Annotated in this window: 21 protein-coding genes; 15 read left to right on the top strand and 6 right to left on the bottom strand. The window is 45.5% G+C overall.

The annotated features are described in order from the left end of the window. The first annotated feature begins 22 nt into the window (after positions 1-22). From R2R28_RS12065 to R2R28_RS12025, 9 genes are all read left to right on the top strand, one after another. The gene (locus R2R28_RS12065) at positions 23-565 is read left to right on the top strand and encodes a YceI family protein (RefSeq protein ID WP_316825940.1); all 543 of its coding nucleotides are present in this window, start codon (positions 23-25) and stop codon (positions 563-565) included. 6 nt (positions 566-571) lie between these two features. After that, positions 572-1,519 carry a DUF5777 family beta-barrel protein gene (locus R2R28_RS12060; protein WP_316825939.1) on the top strand — a complete coding sequence of 316 codons (948 nt, stop codon included), beginning with the start codon at positions 572-574 and terminating at the stop codon, positions 1,517-1,519. Positions 1,520-1,550: 31 nt separating this feature from the next. Then, positions 1,551-1,784: a hypothetical protein gene (locus R2R28_RS12055; protein ID WP_316825938.1), complete on the top strand. Its 234-nt coding sequence runs from the start codon at positions 1,551-1,553 to the stop codon at positions 1,782-1,784. 919 nt (positions 1,785-2,703) lie between these two features. After that, positions 2,704-3,432, top strand: a complete 729-nt coding sequence (locus tag R2R28_RS12050) for an SDR family oxidoreductase (RefSeq protein ID WP_316825937.1) — start codon at positions 2,704-2,706, stop codon at positions 3,430-3,432. Between the two features lie 49 nt (positions 3,433-3,481). After that, on the top strand, positions 3,482-3,910 hold the full coding sequence (locus tag R2R28_RS12045; protein ID WP_316825936.1) for a hypothetical protein: 429 nt from the start codon (positions 3,482-3,484) through the stop codon (positions 3,908-3,910). A 40-nt stretch (positions 3,911-3,950) separates the two neighbouring features. After that, entirely contained in the window at positions 3,951-4,316 is a 366-nt protein-coding gene (locus tag R2R28_RS12040; RefSeq protein ID WP_316825935.1) for a hypothetical protein, read from the top strand. A gap of 155 nt (positions 4,317-4,471) precedes the next feature. Continuing rightward, positions 4,472-5,209 carry an AraC family transcriptional regulator gene (locus R2R28_RS12035; RefSeq protein ID WP_316825934.1) on the top strand — a complete coding sequence of 246 codons (738 nt, stop codon included), beginning with the start codon at positions 4,472-4,474 and terminating at the stop codon, positions 5,207-5,209. Between the two features lie 245 nt (positions 5,210-5,454). After that, on the top strand, positions 5,455-5,646 hold the full coding sequence (locus R2R28_RS12030; protein ID WP_316825933.1) for a hypothetical protein: 192 nt from the start codon (positions 5,455-5,457) through the stop codon (positions 5,644-5,646). A gap of 171 nt (positions 5,647-5,817) precedes the next feature. Then, the gene (locus R2R28_RS12025; protein ID WP_316825932.1) at positions 5,818-7,296 is read left to right on the top strand and encodes a hypothetical protein; all 1,479 of its coding nucleotides are present in this window, start codon (positions 5,818-5,820) and stop codon (positions 7,294-7,296) included. 137 nt (positions 7,297-7,433) lie between these two features. On the opposite strand, the gene R2R28_RS12020 is transcribed toward R2R28_RS12025, so the two are convergent. Beyond that, positions 7,434-9,818, bottom strand: a complete 2,385-nt coding sequence (locus R2R28_RS12020) for a TonB-dependent receptor (RefSeq protein WP_316825931.1) — start codon at positions 9,816-9,818, stop codon at positions 7,434-7,436. Positions 9,819-10,251: 433 nt separating this feature from the next. Here R2R28_RS12020 and R2R28_RS12015 point away from each other — a divergent pair, with 433 nt between their 5' ends. From R2R28_RS12015 to R2R28_RS12005, 3 genes are all read left to right on the top strand, one after another. Next, the gene (locus R2R28_RS12015; RefSeq protein ID WP_316825930.1) at positions 10,252-11,256 is read left to right on the top strand and encodes a hypothetical protein; all 1,005 of its coding nucleotides are present in this window, start codon (positions 10,252-10,254) and stop codon (positions 11,254-11,256) included. A 222-nt stretch (positions 11,257-11,478) separates the two neighbouring features. Continuing rightward, complete coding sequence (locus tag R2R28_RS12010) at positions 11,479-13,776, top strand: TonB-dependent receptor (protein ID WP_316825929.1); 2,298 nt, start codon at positions 11,479-11,481, stop codon at positions 13,774-13,776. Between the two features lie 4 nt (positions 13,777-13,780). Further along, complete coding sequence (locus tag R2R28_RS12005) at positions 13,781-14,584, top strand: DUF4249 domain-containing protein (RefSeq protein WP_316825928.1); 804 nt, start codon at positions 13,781-13,783, stop codon at positions 14,582-14,584. Between the two features lie 151 nt (positions 14,585-14,735). Here R2R28_RS12005 and R2R28_RS12000 read toward each other — a convergent pair whose 3' ends face one another. Beyond that, a complete protein-coding gene (locus tag R2R28_RS12000; RefSeq protein WP_316825927.1) occupies positions 14,736-14,867 on the bottom strand; it encodes a hypothetical protein in 132 nt (43 codons plus the stop codon). Between the two features lie 87 nt (positions 14,868-14,954). Between R2R28_RS12000 and R2R28_RS11995 the strand changes: the two genes are divergently transcribed. The 3 genes from R2R28_RS11995 (at position 14,955) to R2R28_RS11985 (ending at position 17,841) form a co-directional block, all read left to right on the top strand. Further along, positions 14,955-15,722 carry a methyltransferase domain-containing protein gene (locus tag R2R28_RS11995; protein WP_316825926.1) on the top strand — a complete coding sequence of 256 codons (768 nt, stop codon included), beginning with the start codon at positions 14,955-14,957 and terminating at the stop codon, positions 15,720-15,722. A 552-nt stretch (positions 15,723-16,274) separates the two neighbouring features. Beyond that, on the top strand, positions 16,275-17,294 hold the full coding sequence (locus tag R2R28_RS11990; RefSeq protein WP_316825925.1) for an SDR family NAD(P)-dependent oxidoreductase: 1,020 nt from the start codon (positions 16,275-16,277) through the stop codon (positions 17,292-17,294). Positions 17,295-17,355: 61 nt separating this feature from the next. Further along, positions 17,356-17,841, top strand: coding sequence for a nuclear transport factor 2 family protein (locus tag R2R28_RS11985; RefSeq protein WP_316825924.1), 486 nt, complete (start codon positions 17,356-17,358; stop codon positions 17,839-17,841). A 271-nt stretch (positions 17,842-18,112) separates the two neighbouring features. Here the strand turns inward: R2R28_RS11985 and R2R28_RS11980 are convergent, their stop codons facing one another. From R2R28_RS11980 to R2R28_RS11965, 4 genes are all read right to left on the bottom strand, one after another. Then, positions 18,113-18,943: an AraC family transcriptional regulator gene (locus R2R28_RS11980; protein WP_316825923.1), complete on the bottom strand. Its 831-nt coding sequence runs from the start codon at positions 18,941-18,943 to the stop codon at positions 18,113-18,115. 69 nt (positions 18,944-19,012) lie between these two features. Then, a complete protein-coding gene (locus tag R2R28_RS11975; RefSeq protein WP_316825922.1) occupies positions 19,013-20,284 on the bottom strand; it encodes a metallophosphoesterase in 1,272 nt (423 codons plus the stop codon). A gap of 28 nt (positions 20,285-20,312) precedes the next feature. Further along, complete coding sequence (locus R2R28_RS11970) at positions 20,313-21,311, bottom strand: alpha/beta hydrolase (RefSeq protein WP_316825921.1); 999 nt, start codon at positions 21,309-21,311, stop codon at positions 20,313-20,315. Between the two features lie 508 nt (positions 21,312-21,819). Further along, positions 21,820-22,986, bottom strand: a complete 1,167-nt coding sequence (locus R2R28_RS11965; RefSeq protein ID WP_316825920.1) for a TlpA disulfide reductase family protein — start codon at positions 22,984-22,986, stop codon at positions 21,820-21,822.

The raw sequence follows: 22,986 nt of genomic DNA, 5'->3' as shown, positions 1-22,986 counted from the left end.
AAAAACTTAAACAGATATACCGATGCAAAAATTATTTTTCATGTTAACAGCCCTGTTTGTATGCACAGGCGTAAAAGCACAGATATTGGTAAGTAAAACTGTTACCTCTACATTTTTTTCTTCAACACCAATAGAGGATATAGACGCCTCCAGCAAGGGCGGGGCATCGGCCATAAACACCAAGACCAACGAGATCATTTTCAAGGTCAGTAACAGTTCATTTCAATTTAAGAAAAAATTGATGCAGGAACATTTTAACGAAAACTACATGGAAAGCGATAAGTACCCAACCTCGGATTTTAAGGGTAAAATTGTGGAACCGATCGAATTTTCGAAACCGGGCACCTACCCTATTACAATAAAGGGCAATTTACAGATCCATGGGGTTACCAAAGCATACCAGGTAAAGGGATCGCTGGTCATTACCGGTGAAGAAATAAAGGCTGCCTCAGCCTTTAATGTAAAGCTCGTCGATCATAATATTAAAGTTCCAACTCTTGTTTTCAAACAGATAGCAGAAACCATACAGGTAAAAATGACCGCTGTTTATCAAATCAAAAAATAACACCTTATGAAGTATCATTTAAAATCGCTTTTATACCTGTTTATCCTTTGCTCACCGATGGCTGCTTCTGCACAGGATCCGCTAGAAAAGTCTCTGCAGATGCCGTCCGAAAAAAAGAATGTCAAGGCCACCTTTAAAGCCACCAAACTCATTAACATACAAACCAATGAGACCATTTACAAAAATGAAATGGATTTCAGGGTAGATCACCGGTTTGGAGATATTGCTGGCAATGGCGGTGGAATTAAGAACTTTTTTGGACTGGACCAATCAACGGATATCCGCATCGGTTTTGATTATGGTATCAGCGACAGGCTATCGATAGGTTTAGCCAGGGCAAAGGGCGCAGGCATAGTTACTCAGTTGTACGAGGGCAATATAAAATACCGGTTATTGGAGCAGACTGCGGAAGAAAAAACACCAGTATCTGTAACGCTATTTGGCAGTACCACCATTGCTGCCGTAAAGGCATCAACCGATCCGACTGCGGTGAATGCCTACAGCGAATTCCAGGACCGGCTGGTATACGTGGTGCAGGGGGTGATCGCAAGAAAATTCAGTACAGATTTCTCAGTGTTGGTAATGCCCTCGTATATCCACCGCAATTTTACGGTGTTCGGGGACCAGAACGATCTGTTTGCGGTATCGGTTGGCGGCCGCATCAAGATTACTAAAAGGATGGCTTTTGTTGCCGATTATACCATTCCTTTCAGGGACAAAGATAAAAAGGCTTATCTGGAAAGTACCTCTGGAAATCAATTCTATAACACGCTGGGCGCCGGACTGGAATTCGAAACCGGTGGGCACATTTTCCACCTCAACTTTACCAATGCGACGGCCATACAGGAATCGCAGTTTATTACCGATACCAATACTTCCTGGCTGAAGGGCCAGTACCGTTGGGGATTTAGCATTGCCCGCAGATTTTCTTTTGATAAGAAGAAAGCAAAGTAGATCAATCAAAGAACAAGCAAACGAAACAATCATGCAAAGAACCGAATTTATCAATTCTCCGGGTCTGGGCATTGCCCAGGCCTGCACTCAAACCTGCTTTTCGGCACGTGGCAAAAAAGCAGTTCACCGGAACCCGGCAGACCAGTGGTGGCGTTGCTCCTTTTGGAACTGTGCCTGGTGCAGAGCTCAGCTCCCGTTCATTAACCATAGGAACTTCTATTATGATAAACAGCAGTTTACAGGCATGGCTTCAAAGCGAGATTGAGTTCGCTCTGGTTTCCTTTCTTTTTCCCGCGTAAATTTTTCTTCAACTGCAGGGGAAGACACGCTCTTTCCCCTGCAGCTATTTCCCGGTATTTAGTTATCTGAAACAATAAGAGCTTAGCGGGCTGTGATTTTATACTCATTATCGGCCCTACCTTTTCGGCACTGACATGTTTGATTACCTGGGTTTTTATAACGCTTTGCTTCTGCTGCAATTGAACAGTTACAGTTCTGGATATTTAAGTGGAACATTTCGAGTTTGACATGTTGATCAGGGCGATAGGCATCCAGGAAAATATGGCACTGGCATTTAAAAGAATCGGATTGCTAGTCGGATAAATTTAAAAGGATCATTGACCGGGATGAATGTTCTCTCCGGTATTTACGCATGAGATTGCCTTACGGGCCCAGCTCTCCTAGGTGAAACAAGTTCCAAAAACATTCAGGTGAAAACCGGACAGACCTGTTATTATCATTAACATTTTACAGCCCAGTAATACCGTGGTAAGGGAAAGTGATCCATTTTTTAATTCTTTAAGATACCCTATACTACAATTTCCTGATTTACATACGACCAGATGATACGCTGAACAAAAAAAATGACTGTATGAACAAAACAAATTGACATTCTCAACAAAACCCTCCCTGATTGATCTCCCTAAATTTGTACTATACATTTAAACACCAGCAAATGGGACGTAATAATTATCTGGATATTAAAATATCGTTTACAAGTATGGGAAACCCTGGAAATTTAGCACTTCACCCCCACACCGGCTGATAAACTGAATATAAAATGCGTACTGGAGGCGAGCAAAGACATGTTGACATCGACCCCCTGGCCGAAAAATTTTCACAAAACAAACCATGCGGGCGATTGGAAGCTGATGTGGGATAAAAATAATTGAGAAGAAAAGAAAATGAAAATCTTAGAAGGAAAAACCGCCGTGATTACAGGCGGGAACAGCGGCATCGGATATGCTACGGCAAAGGAACTTAAAGAAAACGGTGCAGAGGTGATCATCACCGGAAGAAGAAGAGATGCTGTTGAAAAAGCAGCCAGGGAACTGGGCGTAACCGGTATTGTAGCAGATCAGTCAAACCTGGAAGATATTAAGGCACTGGTAAGCGAAGTTACGGGAAAGTCTGGCAAAATAGATATCCTACTGGTAAATGCAGGGATCAGCAAATTCTCCCTTATTGAGTTTATGCCTGAAAATATATTTGATGAGATTATGGATGTAAATTTCAAAGGAGCCTATTTTACGCTGAGCAAGTTCATTCCGATTTTAAACGAAGGTGCCTCGGTGATACTGTTGTCTTCAACATCCGCACATATTTCACCACAACAGGCATCTGTGTATGCTGCAAGCAAGGCAGCATTAAATGCGGTCATGAAAATTGCTGCGCTTGAACTTGCGGGCCGTAGGATAAGGGTAAACGCAGTGAGTCCCGGGCCCATTTCTACAGAGATTATGGAAAAAATAGGCCTTAATCAAAATCTGGAAGATCACATGATCAGCACCATACCGCTGGCAAGGTTTGGAAAACCGCAAGAAGTGGCAAAACTGGTGGCCTTTCTCTCCAGTGGGGATTCCTCTTTCATTACCGGATCGGAGTATCTGATCGACGGAGGCCAGTGCGTATAGTTGAAGATAAAAGGTTCGCCAGTCTCAAACAACACCTGAACATAATAAAATGAAAAACTACAAAAACAGATCAGCAGCAGGGTTACTAACCGATTTTCTTGCCAGCGTATCCGCCGGTGACCCGAAGAAGACAGCATCGCATTTCGATCCTGAAGGCTACCTTGAAGCACCATATGTGGAGTCCCTGGGCCTTCCCTCCAGGATCGATGGACGGGGACCTGTAGAGGCTACGATCTTAAATCTATTCAAGATTGCGACACGGTTCCGGTTCAGCAACATCAAAATTGTACTGGAATCACCAACGGAGGTTGTTGCAGAGTATGAAAGTGAAGCACTTTTGCGCAGTGGAAGAATATATAAACAACTGCACATGTGCCACTTAACAGCAAGAGATGGACAGATATTAAGCCAACGGGAGTTTTTGAATACGCTCCTTTTTGCAGATGCCTTTTTCCCGAACCATCTGTTCAGTTATTAGTAGGAATTTATTTTTCAGCAGCAAATAAATATATAAGACAATGGTTATAGTTAAATTCATAATTGCCCCGCTGCTAACCTGTATTTTATTATGCATTGACTGGTACGTCTGGAAAGCGGTAAAAGCGGCCCTCAAAAACAGGGGCACCAGGACAAGGGAAAGCGTAACATACCTGTTCTGGGGAGTGACCTTTGTTGCACTGCGGTTCCTTTGGGGCTATATTTTTATAGATGAGGATCTTTTAAGTGCCGATGCCCGGCTGGTAATGTTAATGGTGGTAATAGCGGTCTACCCTGCCAAACTGTTTTCACTGGCCCTTATCACCTGTACCGATCTGCTCAATCCCCCGAAAGGGATAAAGGAAAAAGCAGTTCGGAAAAAGGCATTGCCGATGCCAAAAAACTGAAAGCAGCCGACTGTACACAAAAACAATAAACGGGTTTCTCTTTGAGAAACCGATCAAAAACAGATAACTTTAATACAATGGAACACATATCGAAATACCTCACCAAGGACATCAAACTTTCCAGTTATGAGGACAAGCTGTTCAAGTCTGAACTGATGTTTGAAGACCACATGCTGATCTGGTTTATTTCAGGTGAAACAAAGATCATCCAGGCTGACCGGACATTTTTTTTCAAGACGGGGGACATTTTCCTGATCCCGCGCAACCAGTTGGCCACGGTCATCAACTACCCAAAAAACGGCCTTCCGCACAAAACTGTGGTTATGCACCTTTCTACCGAACGGCTTAAACGTTTCTATGATAAAATAGACATTACAAGGAGGAGCCAGCCCGAGGAAAAAATTTACAGTTTCCAGAACCATCCGTTCCTGGAAAGCTGCCTGGCCTCATTGATCCCCTATTTCAATATCGAGGGGGAATTTCCGGAGGCGCTTGCCTCATTAAAGATATCCGAGGCAATCAGTATCCTGCGCGCTATAGATCCCGAGGTTGACAATGTACTGGCCAATTTTGATGCGCCGGGAAAAATCGATCTCATCAGTTTTATGCAACGTAACTTTATGTTCAATATGTCGCTGGAAAAATTGGGTTATCTGACCGGGCGAAGCCTGTCGACCTTTAACCGGGACTTCAAAAAACTCTTCAATACCACACCTCAAAAATGGCTCACCGATAAAAGGCTTGAACTTGCCTACCACCATCTGGCGGAAAAAAAGAAAAAACCCACAGAGGTTTACCTGGAAGTTGGTTTTGAGGATCTCTCCCACTTCTCTTTTACATTTAAAAAGAAATATGGGGTATCTCCGAACCAGCTTCCGATGAATGCATATTAATAAATACAGTCCATGGGCTAAAGTCCGTAAAACCTTATCAGACCTAATCAAGGCCTGCCCCTTCCTGCAGAGACAGAACGCTGCCGATCACACCAGCCTGTCACTACAGGAAGCCGGGGGAAGAATCGAACAGCCCTACCAAAAAAGACCCGCTGTAAAAGCAAAAAGCAACTGGCCATATCGGCAGCGTTTGTGAAACACTGAAGCAGGCAACAGCCAACGAGGGACCGCTGTTCAGGAAAAGCATGGCAAACTACCTGGAAGTGATCGCCGCCGGGTGCAACGCACTGCAGAGCGAACTGGATCTGGCCAAACTGAAATGCGATGGGTTTATTGCGGCCCCTGACCTGTACCGTCCATTAGGGGCGGCTGGAATTGAAGTCCAGGCCCTGGGCATTCTATGCAGCTATTATCCAAGGGGATATTCCCGTCATTAAAAAACTATATGGATAGGGCGTTAAAATATGGCTTCTGTACAGACTTAAAATTACCAAATCACCTTATGTCAATGGCACCTTTATCCTGTCAACCTGTATTTTAAAACCTGTCATGGCAAAGCTGCTTTTATTTTATCCAGTTTTGTATACTCACCACAAATAAATAAGAATATGAACATCTGTTATCAATGCGGCCACACGATGGTGAGCGAGGAACATTATCTGGCGAACAAGAGTGAATTTACCGTCGAGCCGAAATTTAACCATTACGAACATATTATACAGAACGCCCTTTACGGACGCCTTAAGCCGAACAACATCCTATGCAAACAGTGTGGGGGCAGTTTCAGCTCTGGTACGGACAAAGATTTTGTCAGTCTTTTCCAGATTATCACAGAAACGTCCCAGCACAGGTTCATAAACAAGGACCATGGCAAGGGCAGCATCAACACACTCAGCGGTTTTCTCTTCGATAAGGCCGATGAGCGCAAGAAAAAGGATGTCCGGATCCGTGAAAATATCGTTACGCCTAAAGATCCTTTTTATGACTATGACTCGGAGGAGCAGGTTGTCTATCTATATGCAAACAGGGTACGCTCAAAGCAGTACGAGCCTGTAGTCAGGAAAGAACTAGAAAGAAAAGGCATTAATACAGCGGAGCTCACCTTTAAAGTTGTGGAAGATGTAACGGAAATGGGTGTGCTAGGGATATTTTTTTCACAGGGTGTAGAGGATTTCCACCAGAAGTTCACAATGGGGTTCTGCAAGATCGCGGTGGGCTTTGCCACTTACCATAAAGTGGATAGAAACAACCTGAAAAACGTCCTCAAAATAGATGCATCGGGAATGGGCGTGCTGGTCAACAAGGGCAATATTTTTCCATTTTTCCCAGTAGGTACGGTAGATGCCCAACTGGAACTTATCCGTCCGGATATCGAGAGGCACTACCCGAGCCATACCCTTATTCTGTTTTCTCAGAAATTCGAAGGGGGCAAAAAGCACCTGTACTGTTATATCGATCTGTTCAGCACATTTCAATATTATGTACTTTTAAACGATGATTATACCGGACCGGACATTTACCATAACTACTACCAGGCGGTTGCGAAGGAGGATATAAAGGAACCTGTGGATGTGAGGAAAATCAGGCACAAATACCTCAACATTGTGGTGAGCGATTATAAGATCGACACCAAAAAATTCAAAGGGGCGGATTCTGACATGGAAGCCTATCTCGATTTCCTCCAGGCAGAAATCAAAAACTATAGTTTTGCGCCGGCCCTGGACCTTAAAAAAGAACTGTACGACAGGCTGGAGTTTTTGATGAGCAGTTATGTCGCTGCTGAATCGGGCCTTTTCGTGACAGAAGCTTCCGGAATCATAAACAGGCTTTCCGCAGGGGAAAAACGTGCATTGCTTTTTGAACTGCAGTATTATTTAAGCCGTCCGGACGGGGGCATCGAATTTTACCGTAAAAACTTTCTGGAGGATGACGGATCTGGGAAATTGGAAACGATGTCGACCCCTGTTGAATGTGGGACTGATCTGTCGATAAATAAAGTCAGGAGCATATACTGTACCGGAAAGTTTGAACAGATGAGTAAATGGATTTTTGAAAACAGGCTCATAAAAGACGACCAGCAAGATTAGCCTGAGCACAGGCCTTCTGGCAAGTACTAAACCGGCCTGAGGGCACACCATGCGGATAGCCGCACCTTTCATAAAGCCAAAAAAAATGGCCCGGGCCCGGAACTACCGGGATCGGGCCAAAAAGAAAAGCGCTAATACTAAAATTTCAGGGTAATGTTGCCCGTCACCCTGGTCGGCATCTGAGCGGCAAGGCGGTATGACCAATATTTTTCATCGGTAAGGTTGTCGACCTTCAGGCCGATCCTATATCTTGTTCTATCATAAAAAATGGCTGCATCAAGCACGGTATATGAAGGTATGCTAAATTTAAAAGCAGTGGTATTGGTCTGGTAATATTCACTACCATAAATACCCCCGAACCCGATACCCAATCCCTGCGCAGGACCGGAAATGAGCCTATAGCTGACCCAAAAATTCGCTGTCGTCGGTGAACCTGCAGTGGTAGGGCGCAGCCCCTCAACAGTTGCGTTCGCTTTTTTATATCTGCTATTGTTATAGGTATAACCAGCTACAATGTTCAGCCCGGGAAGGGGATTGGCGATAAACTCTGCTTCAAAGCCTTTACTGACCTGGCTTCCGTCCTGGATCTGGAAGTTTGCATGATCCGGGTCATCCCGGGTAACATTGGTCACATCGATATCGTAATAGCTAAAGGTGGCGCTGAACTTGTTGAGGTCAAGCTTGATCCCTCCTTCGAACTGGTTGGCCTGGTTTGGCCTGAAGGTTGTACCGTTAAAATCCGAACCACTGACGTTGCTGAAACCGTTCATGTAATTACCGAAAAGAGCAACCTTATCTTTTACGACCTGGTACACCATACCGAACCTTGGTGAAAATGCGGTCTGGTTATAGGCACCAGAGGTAGAATCCCTATTTGCGTAATAAACCCCCTTATTGAAATAGCGGTCTATGCGTACACCAGCCATCACAAGCAGCCGGCTTGTCACATTGAGCACATCGGAAACATATCCGCTATAGGTCTGCTCGTTATTGGAAACAAAATTAACAAAGGTAGCGGTATTGAATAAAGGGGCTATCTTGGCAATATTAAAATTATTGTAGGCAGCACCCGGTTTTTTGAAGTTGATAGCAGGCATATTCACGGTAGCATCATTGCGGGTAGCTCTAAGGCTGTAAAAATCAAACCCAGCCACTACCCGGTTTTTAAGTTTGCCGATGTTGAACTTACCGGTGAAGTTCTGTTGGATATCTGTTCCATAGTATGGGTATTCCTGATTGGTTACCGCCTGTCTGAGCGTTGAATCGGTGAGTGCGGTCAGTGCGACCACATATCCGTCAGAAGAGGATCTTGTGCGGGAAACTATAGTCTGAGAAGTCCATGCGTCCGACATTTTATATTTTAGCTGGGCAAAGATATTATACTGCTGGCTGGTATAGTTTACGGTATTGTTGGCAAAGGAGAGTTCGTATGGTATCCCCAGTTCTGTGATGCTGGTTGCACTCCCCCTTGTGAAAGGGCTCAATCTGGTTGGTGAGGTGCCTTTATAACCGCTCAGTTCGGCATCAAGTAGTAATGTCAGCCTGTCATTAAGTGTATATGAAAAGCTGGGTGCGATCAAAAAGCTTTTATTGAATCCCGCATCCTGAAAACTGCGCTCGCTGTGCAGTGCGGTATTGATCCTGATAAGCGCAGTTTTTTCTTCATTGACCGGGGTATTGATATCGGCTGTCAAACGGTTGAGGTCATAACCCCCACCAGAGTAGGACACCTCGCCCTTAAATGAATCGAAAGGCCTTTTGGTCACCCGGTTGAACAGTCCCCCAAAAGAAGATATTGTGCTTCCAAACAGCGTTGCTGACGGCCCTTTTATCACTTCGATACGTTCAAGGTTGGCAGGATCGATGGTCGTAAAGGTAAAACTTCCAACCCCGTTCCTTACCAGTTGAGGTGTTGGGAATCCCCTGGAAATATTTGTTGTCCTGCCCTGGTTCCTTACTTCGGCGATTCCGGCCCCCGGAACATTCTTAAAGGCACTGTTATAGTCGGTAATGATCTGTTCCTTCATAAGCTCTTTACTGACGATGGTATAAACCTGTGGGTTTTCGATATTCCTGAGCGGCATTTTGGAAACGTCTTCACTTTCTTTCCTTGAAAAACGGTTACCTCCGCCATTGACCACAACCTCTTCAAGCTTTTCAGAAGAGTAATCTATCTTTAGATCAATATCAGCTATAGGGTCTGCCTGGCTGACCTCAAAAGTTGATCTGGCGGATTCAAAGCCGACCATGACCATCTCTATGGTATATTTTCCGAACGGCAGGTTTTTGATCTCAAACTTCCCGGATGAGTTGGTGGAAGTTGATTTTTTAATTTCCCTGATCCTAACGGTCACGCCTTGCGCGGGATTTCCGTCCTGTGATGTAACTGTTCCCCTGACCACCCCTTTTTCTACCCGGGAAAGTTGGGCATCAGCCGGAATAAAAAAGAACATGAAAACCAGGCTGGCCAAGCAGATTTTAGCAAACAGACAATAGCGTGTTAAAGTTGATGATAAGGACATTTAATAAGATTAATTTTATTTAGACTGATTATAATTTACGCCAAAGAAAAGAATATTTTCATTCAAAACAATAGGTTGAGTAGCCTTTAAATAACTTTTTTTGCTTCTTCTGCGCACTTGACATGCTCAACAAAAAGAAATGACCTGCTGAACAAAACCGCTTTGTTTTGATCGCATTAATTTTGACCGCGTCAGTAATCAGGGACCTTGAGCAGGATGAGGAACGATCAAGCTGCAGGGAAGAAACCGGCAGTCTTGGGACCGTATACATAATGATAGGCGGGCGGGTCCCTGCGGAGCAGGCTATATCTTCAAAGTTGGGATATGGAAAACTGGCTATTGACTGTGGGCCGCTCAATGGCAAGTGTTGGGGGCAAATCCAAAAAGTGAAACCCTTTGGGAATCATAAACACCATTAATAAAAATCAAGGCAATGGCAAACTTAAAAAATTACGACAAAAAGATCATCCTGGCTGTACTCCTATGTTTTATCTTCGGATCAGCTGCATTGAATTCATGCAAAAAGGACAGTACAACAAGCGAAGACATTCCTACGGTGGATTTCAGTACCAGGCTTTCCGCATATAATATCTATCAGGGAACGCTAAGCGACCTGGTACCCCGGATGGAGTACCATCCCGTTTCACTCGCCACTACGCTATACACGGATTATGCTGAGAAACAGCGCCTGATCAGCTTGCCAGCAGGGACGCAAATGATCAGCTCAGGCGACGGGCTACCTTCCTTCCCTGATGGTACCATTATGGTAAAAACGTTTTATTATTACACCGATCTAAGGGATCTGACAAGGGGAAAAAGAATACTGGAAACCAGGCTGCTGATCAAGCGGCTGGACCGCTGGAACCTGGCGACCTATGTGTGGAACGATGCGCAGTCCGAGGCTTTTCTCCAGGAAGGCGGTTCAGTGACCAATGTGTCCTGGATCACCGTTGGAGGCAGTGCGATGGCTGTAAATTACCGCATACCCAGCGCAGCAGAATGTAATGCCTGTCACAACAGTAACGGGACCGTTATTCCCATAGGGCCAAAACTGAGCAACCTGAGTGTTACACTTAGTAACAACGGGCAGAATGAAAACCAACTGGCTTTTTTTCAGTCCCAGGGTATCCTCAACCGTTTTGCTGTTGACCAGGTTGCCCCGCTTCCCGGCGCATTTGACAGTAGGTTCACGCTTGTGGAACGGGCAAGGGCCTATATTGATGTCAACTGTGCACACTGCCACAACCCAAATGGGATTGCAGGTTTGACCAATCTTCATATGTCCTTTAACCTTCCCCTTGACCGGACAGGCATCAGTGAAAGAAAAACCCGTATCCTGGAAAGGGTAACGGCAGGAGAAATGCCCCTGCTTGGCAAAACGGTAGTCCATCAGGAGGGTTTACAACTGATCAGGGACTATATCGCGACGCTTCCATAGTTTTTGGGAAATTCAGTTAGCTAACGAATACTTTCAGAAAAAAGCCCACAGACTCACATCAAAACACTGACTTGCGTGAACATAATGCAGGGTAGAATTATCTAGAACAAAAGACCACAGAGAACTGCTATGATATCAAAAAACCAGATGCGCCATAAATATTTTTCCAGGCAGGGCAATAGAAGACACTTAAGACTTACCGGTTACATTTTCACCGGAATAATGATGTTCACCACATTTAGCTGCCTGGGCCAAAAGCGCTTCACCCTGAGTGGAACAGTAAAGGATGCCCAGACCGGCGAGACGCTGATCGGTGCATCCGTGCGTTTTGAGGAACTCGGGACAGCGGGTTCCCCAACTAACAGTTACGGTTTCTTTTCACTTCATGCGCCTGCAGGAGTATACCGTATCATCTGTAGCTATATCGGTTACGAAGCAGTTACCCAAAAAATCTCCCTGTACAATAACCAGGTGATGAACTTTGAGCTGGGATCCAAAGCCGATCTGGATGAGGTTGTGATCAGCACGAACAGACCGGGCAACAGTCAGATCACGTCCCCACAGATGGGCCTAGAGAAACTGAACATGGCCCAGATCAATATGGTCCCGGTGGTGCTCGGTGAGCGGGACATACTGAAAACGATCACACTGATGCCAGGGATCAAAGGCGGAGGTGAAGGCAACACAGGTTTTTATGTACGCGGCGGGGCTTCAGACCAGAACCTGATTATTCTTGATGAGGCAACGGTTTACAATGCCTCCCACCTACTGGGTTTCTTTTCCACCTTCAATTCCGATGCAATCAAGGAAGTCAGTATTTATAAAGGCGGAATGGGTGCAGAGTATGGGGGGCGGCTTTCTTCGGTCCTGGATGTAAAGATGAACGAGGGAAACAGTAAACAGTTCACCCTCCAGGGCGGCATCGGCCTGATCGCCTCAAGGCTTAAGATGGAGGGACCTATTGTGAAGGACAGGGGCTCGTTTATGATCAGCGGCCGCAGAACCTATGTTGACCAGTTTTTCAGGTTTTCTTCAGATCCGGCCATCAATAACAGTCAGCTATATTTTTATGACCTGAATGCCAAGGCCAATTACCGTTTCAACGACCGCAATGCAATTTACTTCTCGGGCTATCTCGGCCGTGATGTGTTAGGCCTGCGGGATATTTTCGCTACCGACTGGGGAAATGCGACAGCTACATTGCGGTTCAACCATGTATTCAGCAACAGGCTGTTTTCCAACACCTCACTGATTGCAAGCAATTACAATTACGTTATCCAGAGTTTCGACAACGTAGACGAATTTAGGGTTGCCTCCCGCATCACCGATATCAATCTAAAGCAGGATTTCCAGTATATGCCCGGTGGGGATCATAACCTGAAATTTGGGATCAACCTGATCCGGCACCGTATCTCGCCCGGCGATGTCACCACGGGAGCGAGTTCGAGTTTTAATGATACCCATGTCGAACTGCGCCATGGTTACGAGACAGCGGCCTATTTCAGCGATGAATGGAAGGCAAATGGCAGGCTGACACTTCTATACGGCTTTCGTTTAAGCGGGTCGCTGATCGTAGGGCCGGGAACATTCAGGACTTATGACAGCAACGGGATCCCCCTCAGCTCGCAAACTTACGGTTCAGGGGCATTGGTGAAATCATATATCAATCTGGAACCCCGGCTGTCGGTATCCTATGCTTTCAATGGTGCAAACTCTCTGAAATTTTCATACAACCGGAATACACAGAACATCCACCTGCTGAGCAATTCTACAAGCAACACCCCCACAGATCTTTATGTAATGAGTACCAACAACATCAGGCCGGAAATTGCAGACCAGGTTTCTGCCGGCTATTTCCGCAATTTTAAAGATAATACATATGAATTTTCTGCAGAGATATATTACAAATGGATGCAGAACCAGATTGATTACAGAAACGGCGCACAGCTACTGGTCAACCAGGAAGTGGAGTCCCTGCTCACTTATGGAGTCGGCCGGGCTTATGGGCTGGAACTGTTCCTTAAAAAAAGATATGGCCGGTTCAACGGCTGGATGGGCTATACCTATTCGAGGACAGAGCGGAAATTTGATGCGGTGAACGGCGGCACGTATTATCCTGCAAGACAGGACCGCCCACATGACTTCTCATTGGTTGGCATCTATGAGCTGAACAAACGGTGGTCCTTATCGGGAACATTCATCTATGCAACGGGCAACGCGGTTACCTTTCCCACAGGCAGATATACCGTTGACGGTACAACGGCCCTCTCTTATTCGGAAAGGAACGGTTACCGCCAACCTCCGACACACAGGCTTGATCTCGGTGCAACCTTTGAAGGCAGGGTACACAAGCGTTTCCATTCGAGCTGGACCTTCAGCATCTACAATATATACGGACGCCGTGACCCATATGCGATTGCTTTCAGAGATAGCGAAACCATGCCCGGTAGTACCGAGGCGGTGATGACCAGTATTTTCCCTAACCCCATTCCATCAGTTAGCTGGAACTTTAAATTTTAATACCATGATAAATAAGATAAGATTTACTATATTTTCCGTTCTCTTATGCGCACTTTCTGGCTGCGAAAAGGTCGTAGAGCTTGATCTGCGCAATGATATCGGGCAGCTGGTCATCGAGGGCAATATCAATAACCTGTCTGAACGGCAAACGGTAAGGCTGAGTACCAACGTTTCTTTTTCGGGCGGGCAAAGCACTGACCCTGTAAGCGGTGCCGAGGTAACGGTAAGCGAGGGTACCCAGAGCGATCATATCTTCCGGGAAACCACAGCGGGAACCTACATCGCCGACGGGTTCAGGGGGACACCCGGACGCAGTTATACCCTACGCGTTATAAATGGGGGAACAACCTATACCGCGGTTTCTGTGATGCCTGCTGTAGTGGAACTGGATTCTGTAAGTTCCAGGATAGATGACTTTGATATACAGGGAAACGACAGACAGGTCAGTGTTCACTACCGGGATCCAGTGGACGGGCCTAACCAATACCGCTTTGTTTTCTATATAGACGGTGTGATGGTCAGGCGGCCGTTTGTCAACAACGACATGCTCAGCAACGGCCGCAATGTGCGTTTTGACCTTAGGCTGCTCTCGGAAGATCCCGAAGTCCGTTCAGGGGCCAACGTTAGGGTGGAGATGCAATGTGTTGATCTTCCGGTTTATACCTATTGGTTCAGCTTACGCCAGCAGGGGCTTAATGGTGCCGGAGGTGGCGTCACCCCTTCCAATCCGCCCAATAATATTTCCCCAACTGCACTTGGGTATTTCAGTGCCCATACCGCTCAGATAAAAAGCACAACAGTGAGGTAATAACACCCTGCTTCGCAGCTTACGCATACGTCCAGGCGCTTTTTTAAGGCCCGTTACCATCTCTTGCCGGCCAGCTGACAGTTAGTATGGTCCGCCCGGATCAACAACGGCGTTTTTAATCGATATCTACAGATGCAAAAAAATATCCCCTCTAAGCATTTCCATAGTAATCTTCGGTCGATGATGGAATCCCGTTTTTCCTGTCAATGAAAGTATCAACGTCCTGACAGACATATACAGTTACTTTTGCGCCCTGCAGAAAAACGAAGAAAATTGTTAGCATGTTTTTTGCTGTTCGCTTACCAGTACTTTTTTTAACCATACCGCCAAGCGTTAAACAGCAGGGCGGGAAAAATTAAAGCCGAATTTTATGCCATGGAACCCACAGATTTACGACAAATTCAAAAACATCCGTTATCAGCCATTTTATGATCTGGCAGCGCTTGTCAAACCAGCTGCGAACAGCATGGCAATAGACCTTGGGTGTGGCACTGGCGAGCAGACAGCGATACTTGCCGAGAGGTTCAGGGATACGGTGTTCCTGGGGGTCGACTCTTCTGCAGAAATGCTGGAATCATCAAAAAAGCTGGAAACCGGCAACCTTAGCTTTCTCAGCAATACGACAGAAGAGATTATTGCCTCGGGTAAAAAATGGGATCTTGTTTTCAGCAATGCGGCACTGCAATGGTCTGAAAACCATGCAGAACTTTTCCCGCAGCTACTCGCGCTGGTTAACCCTGGCGGACAGTTTGCTGTACAGATGCCTGTCCAAAAAGAAAACCTGCTCAATAGGATCCTTTTTGAACTGGTGGAGGAAAAACCTTTCTCTGATTTTCTCGGTGGATGGAAAAGGGGTTCTCCAGTGCTTTCAATCGATGAATATGCGCAGATTCTCTTTGATGGCGGGCTGGAAGATATCCAGATTGTACAAAAAGTCTACCCCATCATTGCCCATGATCATGAAACGCTTTATAATTTTATTTCCGGATCTTCATTAATCCCCTATTTGGAGCGTCTGGAAGGAGGAGAAAAAGAGCTTTTTGTAGCAGCATTCAAAGAAAGGATCGCAAAAAACTTTCAGAAGCTTCCCGCGATCTATGCCTTTAAAAGGCTGTTGCTTTATGGAAGAAAACCATAAACGAAGCTTTCCGGACAGATCCCCCGAAGATAAACCCTGCTTCTGCCCTGCATACCGGCGGCAGACCGCGGTCAATCTGAGGGGATTATGTGCTTTGGCTGAAAGGGAAGCATTCTGTTCATGCGGGATTTGTGAATACTCTCCGACCAGGGACGATGTGAATATTTTTCCCCAGGAACCCCTTTTTTCACAAAGAATATAATCTCTTCGATAGTATCTGTTCAATGCCCCCACGATATGCCATTCGGTGCCCTTACCGGACAGTATATGGATTGATCCGAAATACGATGCCCATTGAGCACCGATAATCCCAGAAAACAGCATAAACAATTTATTCAGAAACAATATAGCCGCGGGACCAATGCAGATCACTCCTTTCATCCCTGCTGGTTTCAAAAAGCTTTGTATGGCCCATTAAGTTGGTGTTTCCGCGGTGGCTTGACATGTTCAACAAACAAACTGACTTTCAAAACAAAAAAAATTGACACGCTGAACAAAACCCGTCCCTCTGGATCTACCTAAATTTGTTATATACATTTAAATAAAGACAAAATGGAAAATAATAATTATCAAGGCGCGTTACAGCAGCCGATTGGTTCAGGTTTCAATGCCAGATCAACCGCAAGCGAAGTGATCAGTGGTATTGACCTAAGTGGAAAAATAGCCATCGTAACTGGAGGAAATTCTGGCATCGGCCTGGAGACCGTTAAAGTTCTAGCATCAGCGGGTGCAACGGTGATCGTACCGGCGAGGGATGTTGAGAAAGCAGAGAAGAACCTTCAGGGAATTCCAAACGTGGAAATCGAGGCGATGGACCTGAGCCATTCCGAAACAATAGATATTTTTGCTGAAAAATTTCTTGCCTCAGGCAGGCCACTGCACTTATTGATCAATAATGCAGGTATCATGTGGGTACCATTGCAAAGAGACAGCCGCGGCATCGAATCACAACTGGTAACCAATTATCTTGGACAGTATCAATTGGTTGCGAGATTATGGCCTGCATTGAAAGCAGCCAATGGATCCCGTGTAGTAAATGTTTCCTCACTTGGACACCACATGGCACCATTCAATTTCGATGATCCCAATTTCGAACAAAGAGAGTACCAGACACTACAGGGCTACGGACAGTCGAAAACCGCCAGCAACCTGTTTGCACTTGAACTTGACAACCGCGCCAAGGCATTTAATGTAAGGGCTTATTCACTGCACCCGGGTTCAATCGCCGGAACTGAGCTGGCCAGGGACGCCGATATTGAACTGTTCAAGCAGATGGGCTTCTTCGATGAAAACGGAAATCTGCGTCCGGAAATTCTTGCTGGGCTAAAAACCATTCCACAGGGCGCTGCAACTACCGTATGGGCCGCAACCAGCCCATTGCTAGATAATATTGGAGGCGTCTATTGCGAAGATGGGGATATTGCCGAGCTTCTCTCGGAAGATCCCAATGTTGAAACCAATGCCAAACTTCATCAGAGCGGCGTACAGGAATATTCCCTGGATGAGCAAAATGCAAAAAAGCTATGGAACCTTAGCATAGAGATGACAGGTATTAAATTCGATGTTAATTAGGGTTGATGCCTTCCATCAGCCCATTTATTAAAATAGATATGAATTACATATTAAAAAACAAATGATGAAAAATCTGATTATCACACTATTATTAACAGGTACGGCACTTACCGCTTCCGCCCAGCGGGCAAAGAAGGCATCCCTTATCTTTTCAGAATATCTGGCAGCGGTTAGCTCTGGAAATCCTAAGGCAGCAGCCTCTTTCTTTACTGAAGATGGTTATATGGAGGCTCCCTATGTAGCGGCTTTTGGGATGCCAGCCAAGTTTCAGGGACATGATGTGATCGAGGCGACAATGGCGGGACTGCTAAAGCTTGCGCCCAACTTCCACTTTACGGGGATGAAGGTTGTCTCTGAAACGCCAAACCAGCTTGTTGCCGAGTACGAAAGTGAAGCCACTACTGCCACGGGCAGACCATATAAGATGCAGTATATCGGGGTGATCACCTTAAAAAACGGAAAGATCTTTTCCCACAAAGAATACCTCAATACAGTTCCCTTTGTAGAGGCACTGTTCCCAAATGGACTTAAGGATCTGATCAAATAGTCTTTAGGGCAACCTTAAAAAAGAAAACTGTTATTATTGCCCGGGGACTGCATCAACATGCAGTCCCTATTTTTACCGGCAACCGCCGGGCCGGGAAAACAGGAAGCCGCAAAGGCTAAGATACACCCAGGGCATCCATATGGTAGGAACCAGAATCCATTTGGCAAAAACAGGCTTTTATTTCAGCAAATTTCCAGGCTGTCAGCAATAGGGGCTTGAAAAACCCTTCTATTCCCTCCAGAAATACCCCGCATAAGGAATCATAAAACATTTACACAACAGGCTTTATCCCAGCGCTACGGCCGCACAGTTCTGTTGGTGCATAGCCAAACTGTTTTTTAAAAATATATGAAAAATGGGACAGGTTTTCAAACCCGGCTTCCAAGAGCACTTCCGCTGGTTTTCTGTGCTCTCGGGCGATCATAAAATGCGCAAGTTCCAAGCGCTTTTGGGTAAGCCATTTCCGGGGCGTAACCTTATATGCTTTTTTAAAATCACGTTTAAAGGTTGTAAGGCTCCTACCGGTAAGATATCCGAATTTCTCTATGGTCATATTGAACATATAATTTTTCTCCATAAACCCGATCAGGTCAGCTTTGCCAGGTTCTTCAAAGTTTGCCAGCACACCATCTATTTCCGGATGAACGGCCCTGATTACGGCGATGGCCTCGATAATCTTTCCAAGTGCAATATGCTTTGGAAGATCCTCTAGCTCAAAATACGGGACTAGGGAATCCAGGCAGCTGGTGAGCAACGGGTGTTTGTCGAAACTGCGGATATGGGGAACCGGCCTGAGGTGGATGGACACCTTCAGATCTGCATAAAACTCACGGAGTATTTCCGCAGTCAGCACCATCACCACATTCCTATGGGGCAGGCCATCTTTGGGATAATTGAGGATCGTGGACGGATGGTCCTTCGGGATCAGGAATATATCGCCGGCCTTAAAAATCTGGCTGGCTTGTGCCTGAACAATTTTCGTTTCACCTGAAATTAGCCAGATCAGCATGTGGTCATTAAAAACGACCCCGGACTTGAACAGTCTGTCTTTATAACAGGAAAGCTTGATACCGGGGGAAATGTATCTTGAGATATGTCCCATTTTAAATCTAATTTTGGTTCAAAAACTAAGCAATCTACAAATGGGCTCTTTGAGCAGTGAGCGGCTGTTTTAAGAGCCTGAAAGTTCAAAAATGGTTATTTCCGGCGGCATCCCTACCCTGCCTGGATAGCCGAGATAACCAAATCCACGGTTCACATATAACTGCTGGGCACCTTTTTGATATAGTCCAGCCCATTGTTCATAACTGAGCTGTGCAGGAGAATAGCATTCCCCGCCGATTGTCACTCCAAACTGCGTACCGTGGGTATGCCCGCTGAACATCACATCAATATCTGTAAAACCGCTGTTCACTTCCTTGTCCCAATGTGTAGGGTCATGGCTTAAAAGCAGCTTTACGGGCGCATCCTCTGTTCCCTTTTTCGCTTTGGCAAGGTCGCCATTCCCATAAAAAATGGATTCTTTGGCAGAGATATTGTGAACCCCGATGATCGCCAGTTTCTCTCCGTTCAGGGTGATTGTCCTGTTCTGGTCCTGGAGGAGCTCGTAACCCAGTAACTTGTGGGCATGTATGACCGCATCGAGGTTCTTTCTTTTTGCCTGTGGGCTCGCCCATCCCTTATAGGCACCATAGTCATGGTTACCAAGGGTACTATATACGCCAAGGGGCGCCCTTATCTTATCAAAGATATCAATGTAGTCTTTAACCTCTTCTGCGCGGTCATTGACCAGGTCGCCTGTAAAGAAAACCATGTCTGCTTTTTCCCTCAACAGCATCTCCACCCCCCCTTTAACCGCAGTGCGGTTAAAAAACGATCCGGTATGGATATCGGAAATCTGTCCGATAGTCATCCCCTGGAAAGCCTTGGGAAGGTTCCTGATCACTAAGCGTACCCGTCTGAGATGGTAATCGTGTGCCCCGGAAAGAATCCCCCAGGTGAGGGCAACTGCGGGGACCGAGGCAGCGATCAGGGCAGTTTTCATCAGAAAATCCGAACGGCTTATTCCAGTACCTTCTTTATCAACACTTTCAACAGCTCCGTTGGTATTGAACATTTTGAACCTGAGCGATTGAAAAAGTCTCAGTATATCATCGGTCAGGATGAAAATTATGGAAAACAGCTTGGAAAAGTAGATGACAAACAGACTGCCAAGTATAAGGGTGCGCATCCTGACCCCCAATACATCCGGATCCACAAAATTATAGGCCCACAAACCAGCGATTATGACGATTGTCAAACTCCAGAACAGGTATCTCACAATCGTTTGAACCTGCGCCGGGGAATGCTGAAAGACAGCTTTTACCGCCTGCCATACATACCAGTCAATGAGTAAGAGGATGCAGGTAAGAATGGGGATTACAATAAATTTACTGGCTGTCATGATCTATATTTTTTATATTGAGACTATATTATTTGTGCAGGATAAGTTTAGTGGGTAAGAATGGGGAATAAACATATGCATCCAGGTATTTGCTATAGGAAGACAAAAGAAACGACCAGGCCTCTTTGCTCACTTCAAGTTTTGGAAAAAGTACTTCGAAGGCATGAATGCAGCCTTCGAATATGCGGAACTCCACAGCAATACCCTCATCAAGAAGCCTGTCCACGTATTCAAGGGTTTCATCCCTAAAAGGCTCTATGTCCCCAACGAAAGTGATGGTTGGAGGGAGTTTTGAAAAGTCCCGGGCCCTTGCGGCAGCGGCATACGGCGGGATTTCCTCACCTCTTTTCATTAACCCCTGAAGATAAGCTGACCAGCCCATCTTGTTCGACTGAGCGTTCCATCCGGGAGCGTTATTTTCTTTTGCCGAGAGTGAGTTTTGCCTATCATCGATCATCGGATAGATAGGCATCTGAAAGGCGATCTTTACTTCTCCAGTATCAGTTGCCTTTAAAGTGACAGCAGCTGCCAGCCCACCTCCTGCACTGTGTCCGGCGACGATGAGTTTATTGGGCATGATACCCAAAGTCCCTGCATATTTGTCCATCCACAAAAGGGTATCGTAACAGTCATTAAAGGCCGCGGGGTATGGAGCATCCGGGGCCTTGCGGTAATCCGGGGCGATAATGACACATGGGCTTTTATCGATAAACCTTTTAACGATATCCAGATAGTCCTCGGGATTCCCCATCATCAGGCCACCGCCATGGATATAAAGCATCCCCGGCAAATCCCCTGTATAGTGCAATGGCCTGAAAATACGCAGCCTGATAGCCGGACCTCCGGAGTTACTGGAAATCGACGTTTCCCCACACTGCAGACCTTCAATATCCTTACCTTTGGATCTTGCGCTGATCCGGTTTATCATTTTTATGCCTACCCTGTTCATGAGCAGTTTTGAGGACAACTTCAGTGCCCAATAACTTGACTGCAACTCTTTGTGCAGCATATCCCTGGTTACTTTCATACTTATTTTTTAATTGATTATCTTGGTTTCATTGTCAGTACATTTTATAATCCCAACATCTGTTGAAGACAAAGTAACTGTTACCCCGGAGGCCATGAGCTTACTGTTTTGTCCGATGCCTGCAGCCCCCCATAAGGTTCACAATCTTTGCGTTAAGGAAATTCACCTTAAAGCCCAGTTAACAGTGATCTAACATTAACGGCTGGATCCATTGACTGCTGTAGTTCGCTTTTATAATTCTCCGTTGATACAAAAATAAATGGATCAGATCTTTTCAGTTTTGTTTTAAAGGTCTATTTACTTTGTTTTAAATGCCACAAAATTGTAGCTGTCCCCCGGTGTAACGACTTGGGACAGATATCCTGTTACCTGGCCCGTCATATTCGCTGCCATTAATAAAAAAGCGGCAATCAGTTGGGAAAACTGATGGCCGCTTTTTCCTTATCAAACACCAGCAAGGGACTATCCCCAATTTTACGCTGGTATCGGTCAGATAACCACAGGAGATTTATTTTAAAAATTTCTCAAGTGCCTGCTCCAAAGCCTCTCCTCGGAGATTCGTTGCGATAATCTGGCCCTTTGGATCAATAAGGAAATTTTGTGGTATAGCAGTAACCGCAAAAAGTTTGGCAGCTTCATTTTTCCAGCCTTTAAGGTCTGAGACCTGGGGCCAGGTCAGCCCATCGCTCTTAATTGCGGCATTCCAGGCATTTTTTGCAGATTCACTATCAAGTGAAACGCCTAAAATCTCGAAATTTTTGTTATGATATTTCGCATAAGCTTTAACAACATTTGGATTTTCTGCACGGCATGGGGCGCACCAACTTGCCCAAAAATCAACCAGTACATATTTACCCCGGAACGAAGAGAGTTTGATCGCGTTGCCGTTCACATCATTCTGCGAAAAATCAGGGGCCGGTTTTCCGGCTGATGTTGCCAGTTTTGCCGCAAGTTCTTTCGATTTGTCCTGAAGCTTTGTCAATGTGGCTGTTCTCACCTTGCTTTTTATAGTTGTAGCTGATAAAATCTCAATCAGGGAATCCGCTTTTTGTTTAACTTTTATGATATTCAATAAATTGAATGCCAGCTCAGGCACCAACGGTGATTTAGGATGCTGCACAATAAAGTTGTAATGATCATCAAAATAATTTTTGGTGTCATTTTGATATTTTTTTACATAGCTGGTTCTCATAGCTTCGCGGGTGCGATAGCCAAAGCTGTTTCTTTGTTCCGAAAATACTATACCGGGATTCGTATATTTCCAGTACAGCTCACGGTACTGGTCAAAAAGCTGCCCCGCGGCTCCAGTTTCGACATAGTTGTACAACACCCTGTCCGAAACGATTTTAGTTTCACCCGCGGTAACGATCACCCTGGCCTGGAGATCGAATATGGAAGACATCATGTCCAGCTCGGGGCCGAGTGCTATCTGTAAAGGAAGTGCATCTTCTTCTATCTCGCCTACAAATTTATAAGTTCCGTTTACCACATCTGAACTATCCGGTTTTTTACCTTCATACGCCGGATAGATCAGAAAGACCTTATCGGGCACTGTCTTAAAGTTTTTTAAAACACCGTTGATCACAAATTTGGAGGATTGTTGCGCCAAAGCTGAGCTATACAATATGGCTGAAAGCGTTAAAGTAAATGCGATTCGTTTAATAAAATTTTTCAT

It is taken from the genome of Pedobacter miscanthi, from assembly GCF_032678605.1.
Classification (GTDB): Bacteria; Bacteroidota; Bacteroidia; order Sphingobacteriales; family Sphingobacteriaceae; genus Pedobacter; species Pedobacter miscanthi_A.
The sequence above is the reverse complement of the archived record's forward strand: the minus strand, read 5'-3'. Positions and strand labels throughout refer to the sequence as shown.

Bases quoted from the DNA above. Each gene is read 5' to 3' on its own strand.
- R2R28_RS12065 (WP_316825940.1), top strand. From the start codon at position 23: ATGCAAAAATTATTTTTCATGTTAACAGCCCTGTTTGTATGCACAGGC.
- R2R28_RS12060 (WP_316825939.1), top strand. From the start codon at position 572: ATGAAGTATCATTTAAAATCGCTTTTATACCTGTTTATCCTTTGCTCA.
- R2R28_RS12055 (WP_316825938.1), top strand. From the start codon at position 1,551: ATGCAAAGAACCGAATTTATCAATTCTCCGGGTCTGGGCATTGCCCAG.
- R2R28_RS12050 (WP_316825937.1), top strand. From the start codon at position 2,704: ATGAAAATCTTAGAAGGAAAAACCGCCGTGATTACAGGCGGGAACAGC.
- R2R28_RS12045 (WP_316825936.1), top strand. From the start codon at position 3,482: ATGAAAAACTACAAAAACAGATCAGCAGCAGGGTTACTAACCGATTTT.
- R2R28_RS12040 (WP_316825935.1), top strand. From the start codon at position 3,951: ATGGTTATAGTTAAATTCATAATTGCCCCGCTGCTAACCTGTATTTTA.
- R2R28_RS12035 (WP_316825934.1), top strand. From the start codon at position 4,472: ATGTTTGAAGACCACATGCTGATCTGGTTTATTTCAGGTGAAACAAAG.
- R2R28_RS12030 (WP_316825933.1), top strand. From the start codon at position 5,455: ATGGCAAACTACCTGGAAGTGATCGCCGCCGGGTGCAACGCACTGCAG.
- R2R28_RS12025 (WP_316825932.1), top strand. From the start codon at position 5,818: ATGAACATCTGTTATCAATGCGGCCACACGATGGTGAGCGAGGAACAT.
- R2R28_RS12020 (WP_316825931.1), bottom strand. From the start codon at position 9,818: ATGTCCTTATCATCAACTTTAACACGCTATTGTCTGTTTGCTAAAATC.
- R2R28_RS12015 (WP_316825930.1), top strand. From the start codon at position 10,252: ATGGCAAACTTAAAAAATTACGACAAAAAGATCATCCTGGCTGTACTC.
- R2R28_RS12010 (WP_316825929.1), top strand. From the start codon at position 11,479: ATGATGTTCACCACATTTAGCTGCCTGGGCCAAAAGCGCTTCACCCTG.
- R2R28_RS12005 (WP_316825928.1), top strand. From the start codon at position 13,781: ATGATAAATAAGATAAGATTTACTATATTTTCCGTTCTCTTATGCGCA.
- R2R28_RS12000 (WP_316825927.1), bottom strand. From the start codon at position 14,867: ATGCTAACAATTTTCTTCGTTTTTCTGCAGGGCGCAAAAGTAACTGTA.
- R2R28_RS11995 (WP_316825926.1), top strand. From the start codon at position 14,955: ATGCCATGGAACCCACAGATTTACGACAAATTCAAAAACATCCGTTAT.
- R2R28_RS11990 (WP_316825925.1), top strand. From the start codon at position 16,275: ATGGAAAATAATAATTATCAAGGCGCGTTACAGCAGCCGATTGGTTCA.
- R2R28_RS11985 (WP_316825924.1), top strand. From the start codon at position 17,356: ATGATGAAAAATCTGATTATCACACTATTATTAACAGGTACGGCACTT.
- R2R28_RS11980 (WP_316825923.1), bottom strand. From the start codon at position 18,943: ATGGGACATATCTCAAGATACATTTCCCCCGGTATCAAGCTTTCCTGT.
- R2R28_RS11975 (WP_316825922.1), bottom strand. From the start codon at position 20,284: ATGACAGCCAGTAAATTTATTGTAATCCCCATTCTTACCTGCATCCTC.
- R2R28_RS11970 (WP_316825921.1), bottom strand. From the start codon at position 21,311: ATGAAAGTAACCAGGGATATGCTGCACAAAGAGTTGCAGTCAAGTTAT.
- R2R28_RS11965 (WP_316825920.1), bottom strand. From the start codon at position 22,986: ATGAAAAATTTTATTAAACGAATCGCATTTACTTTAACGCTTTCAGCC.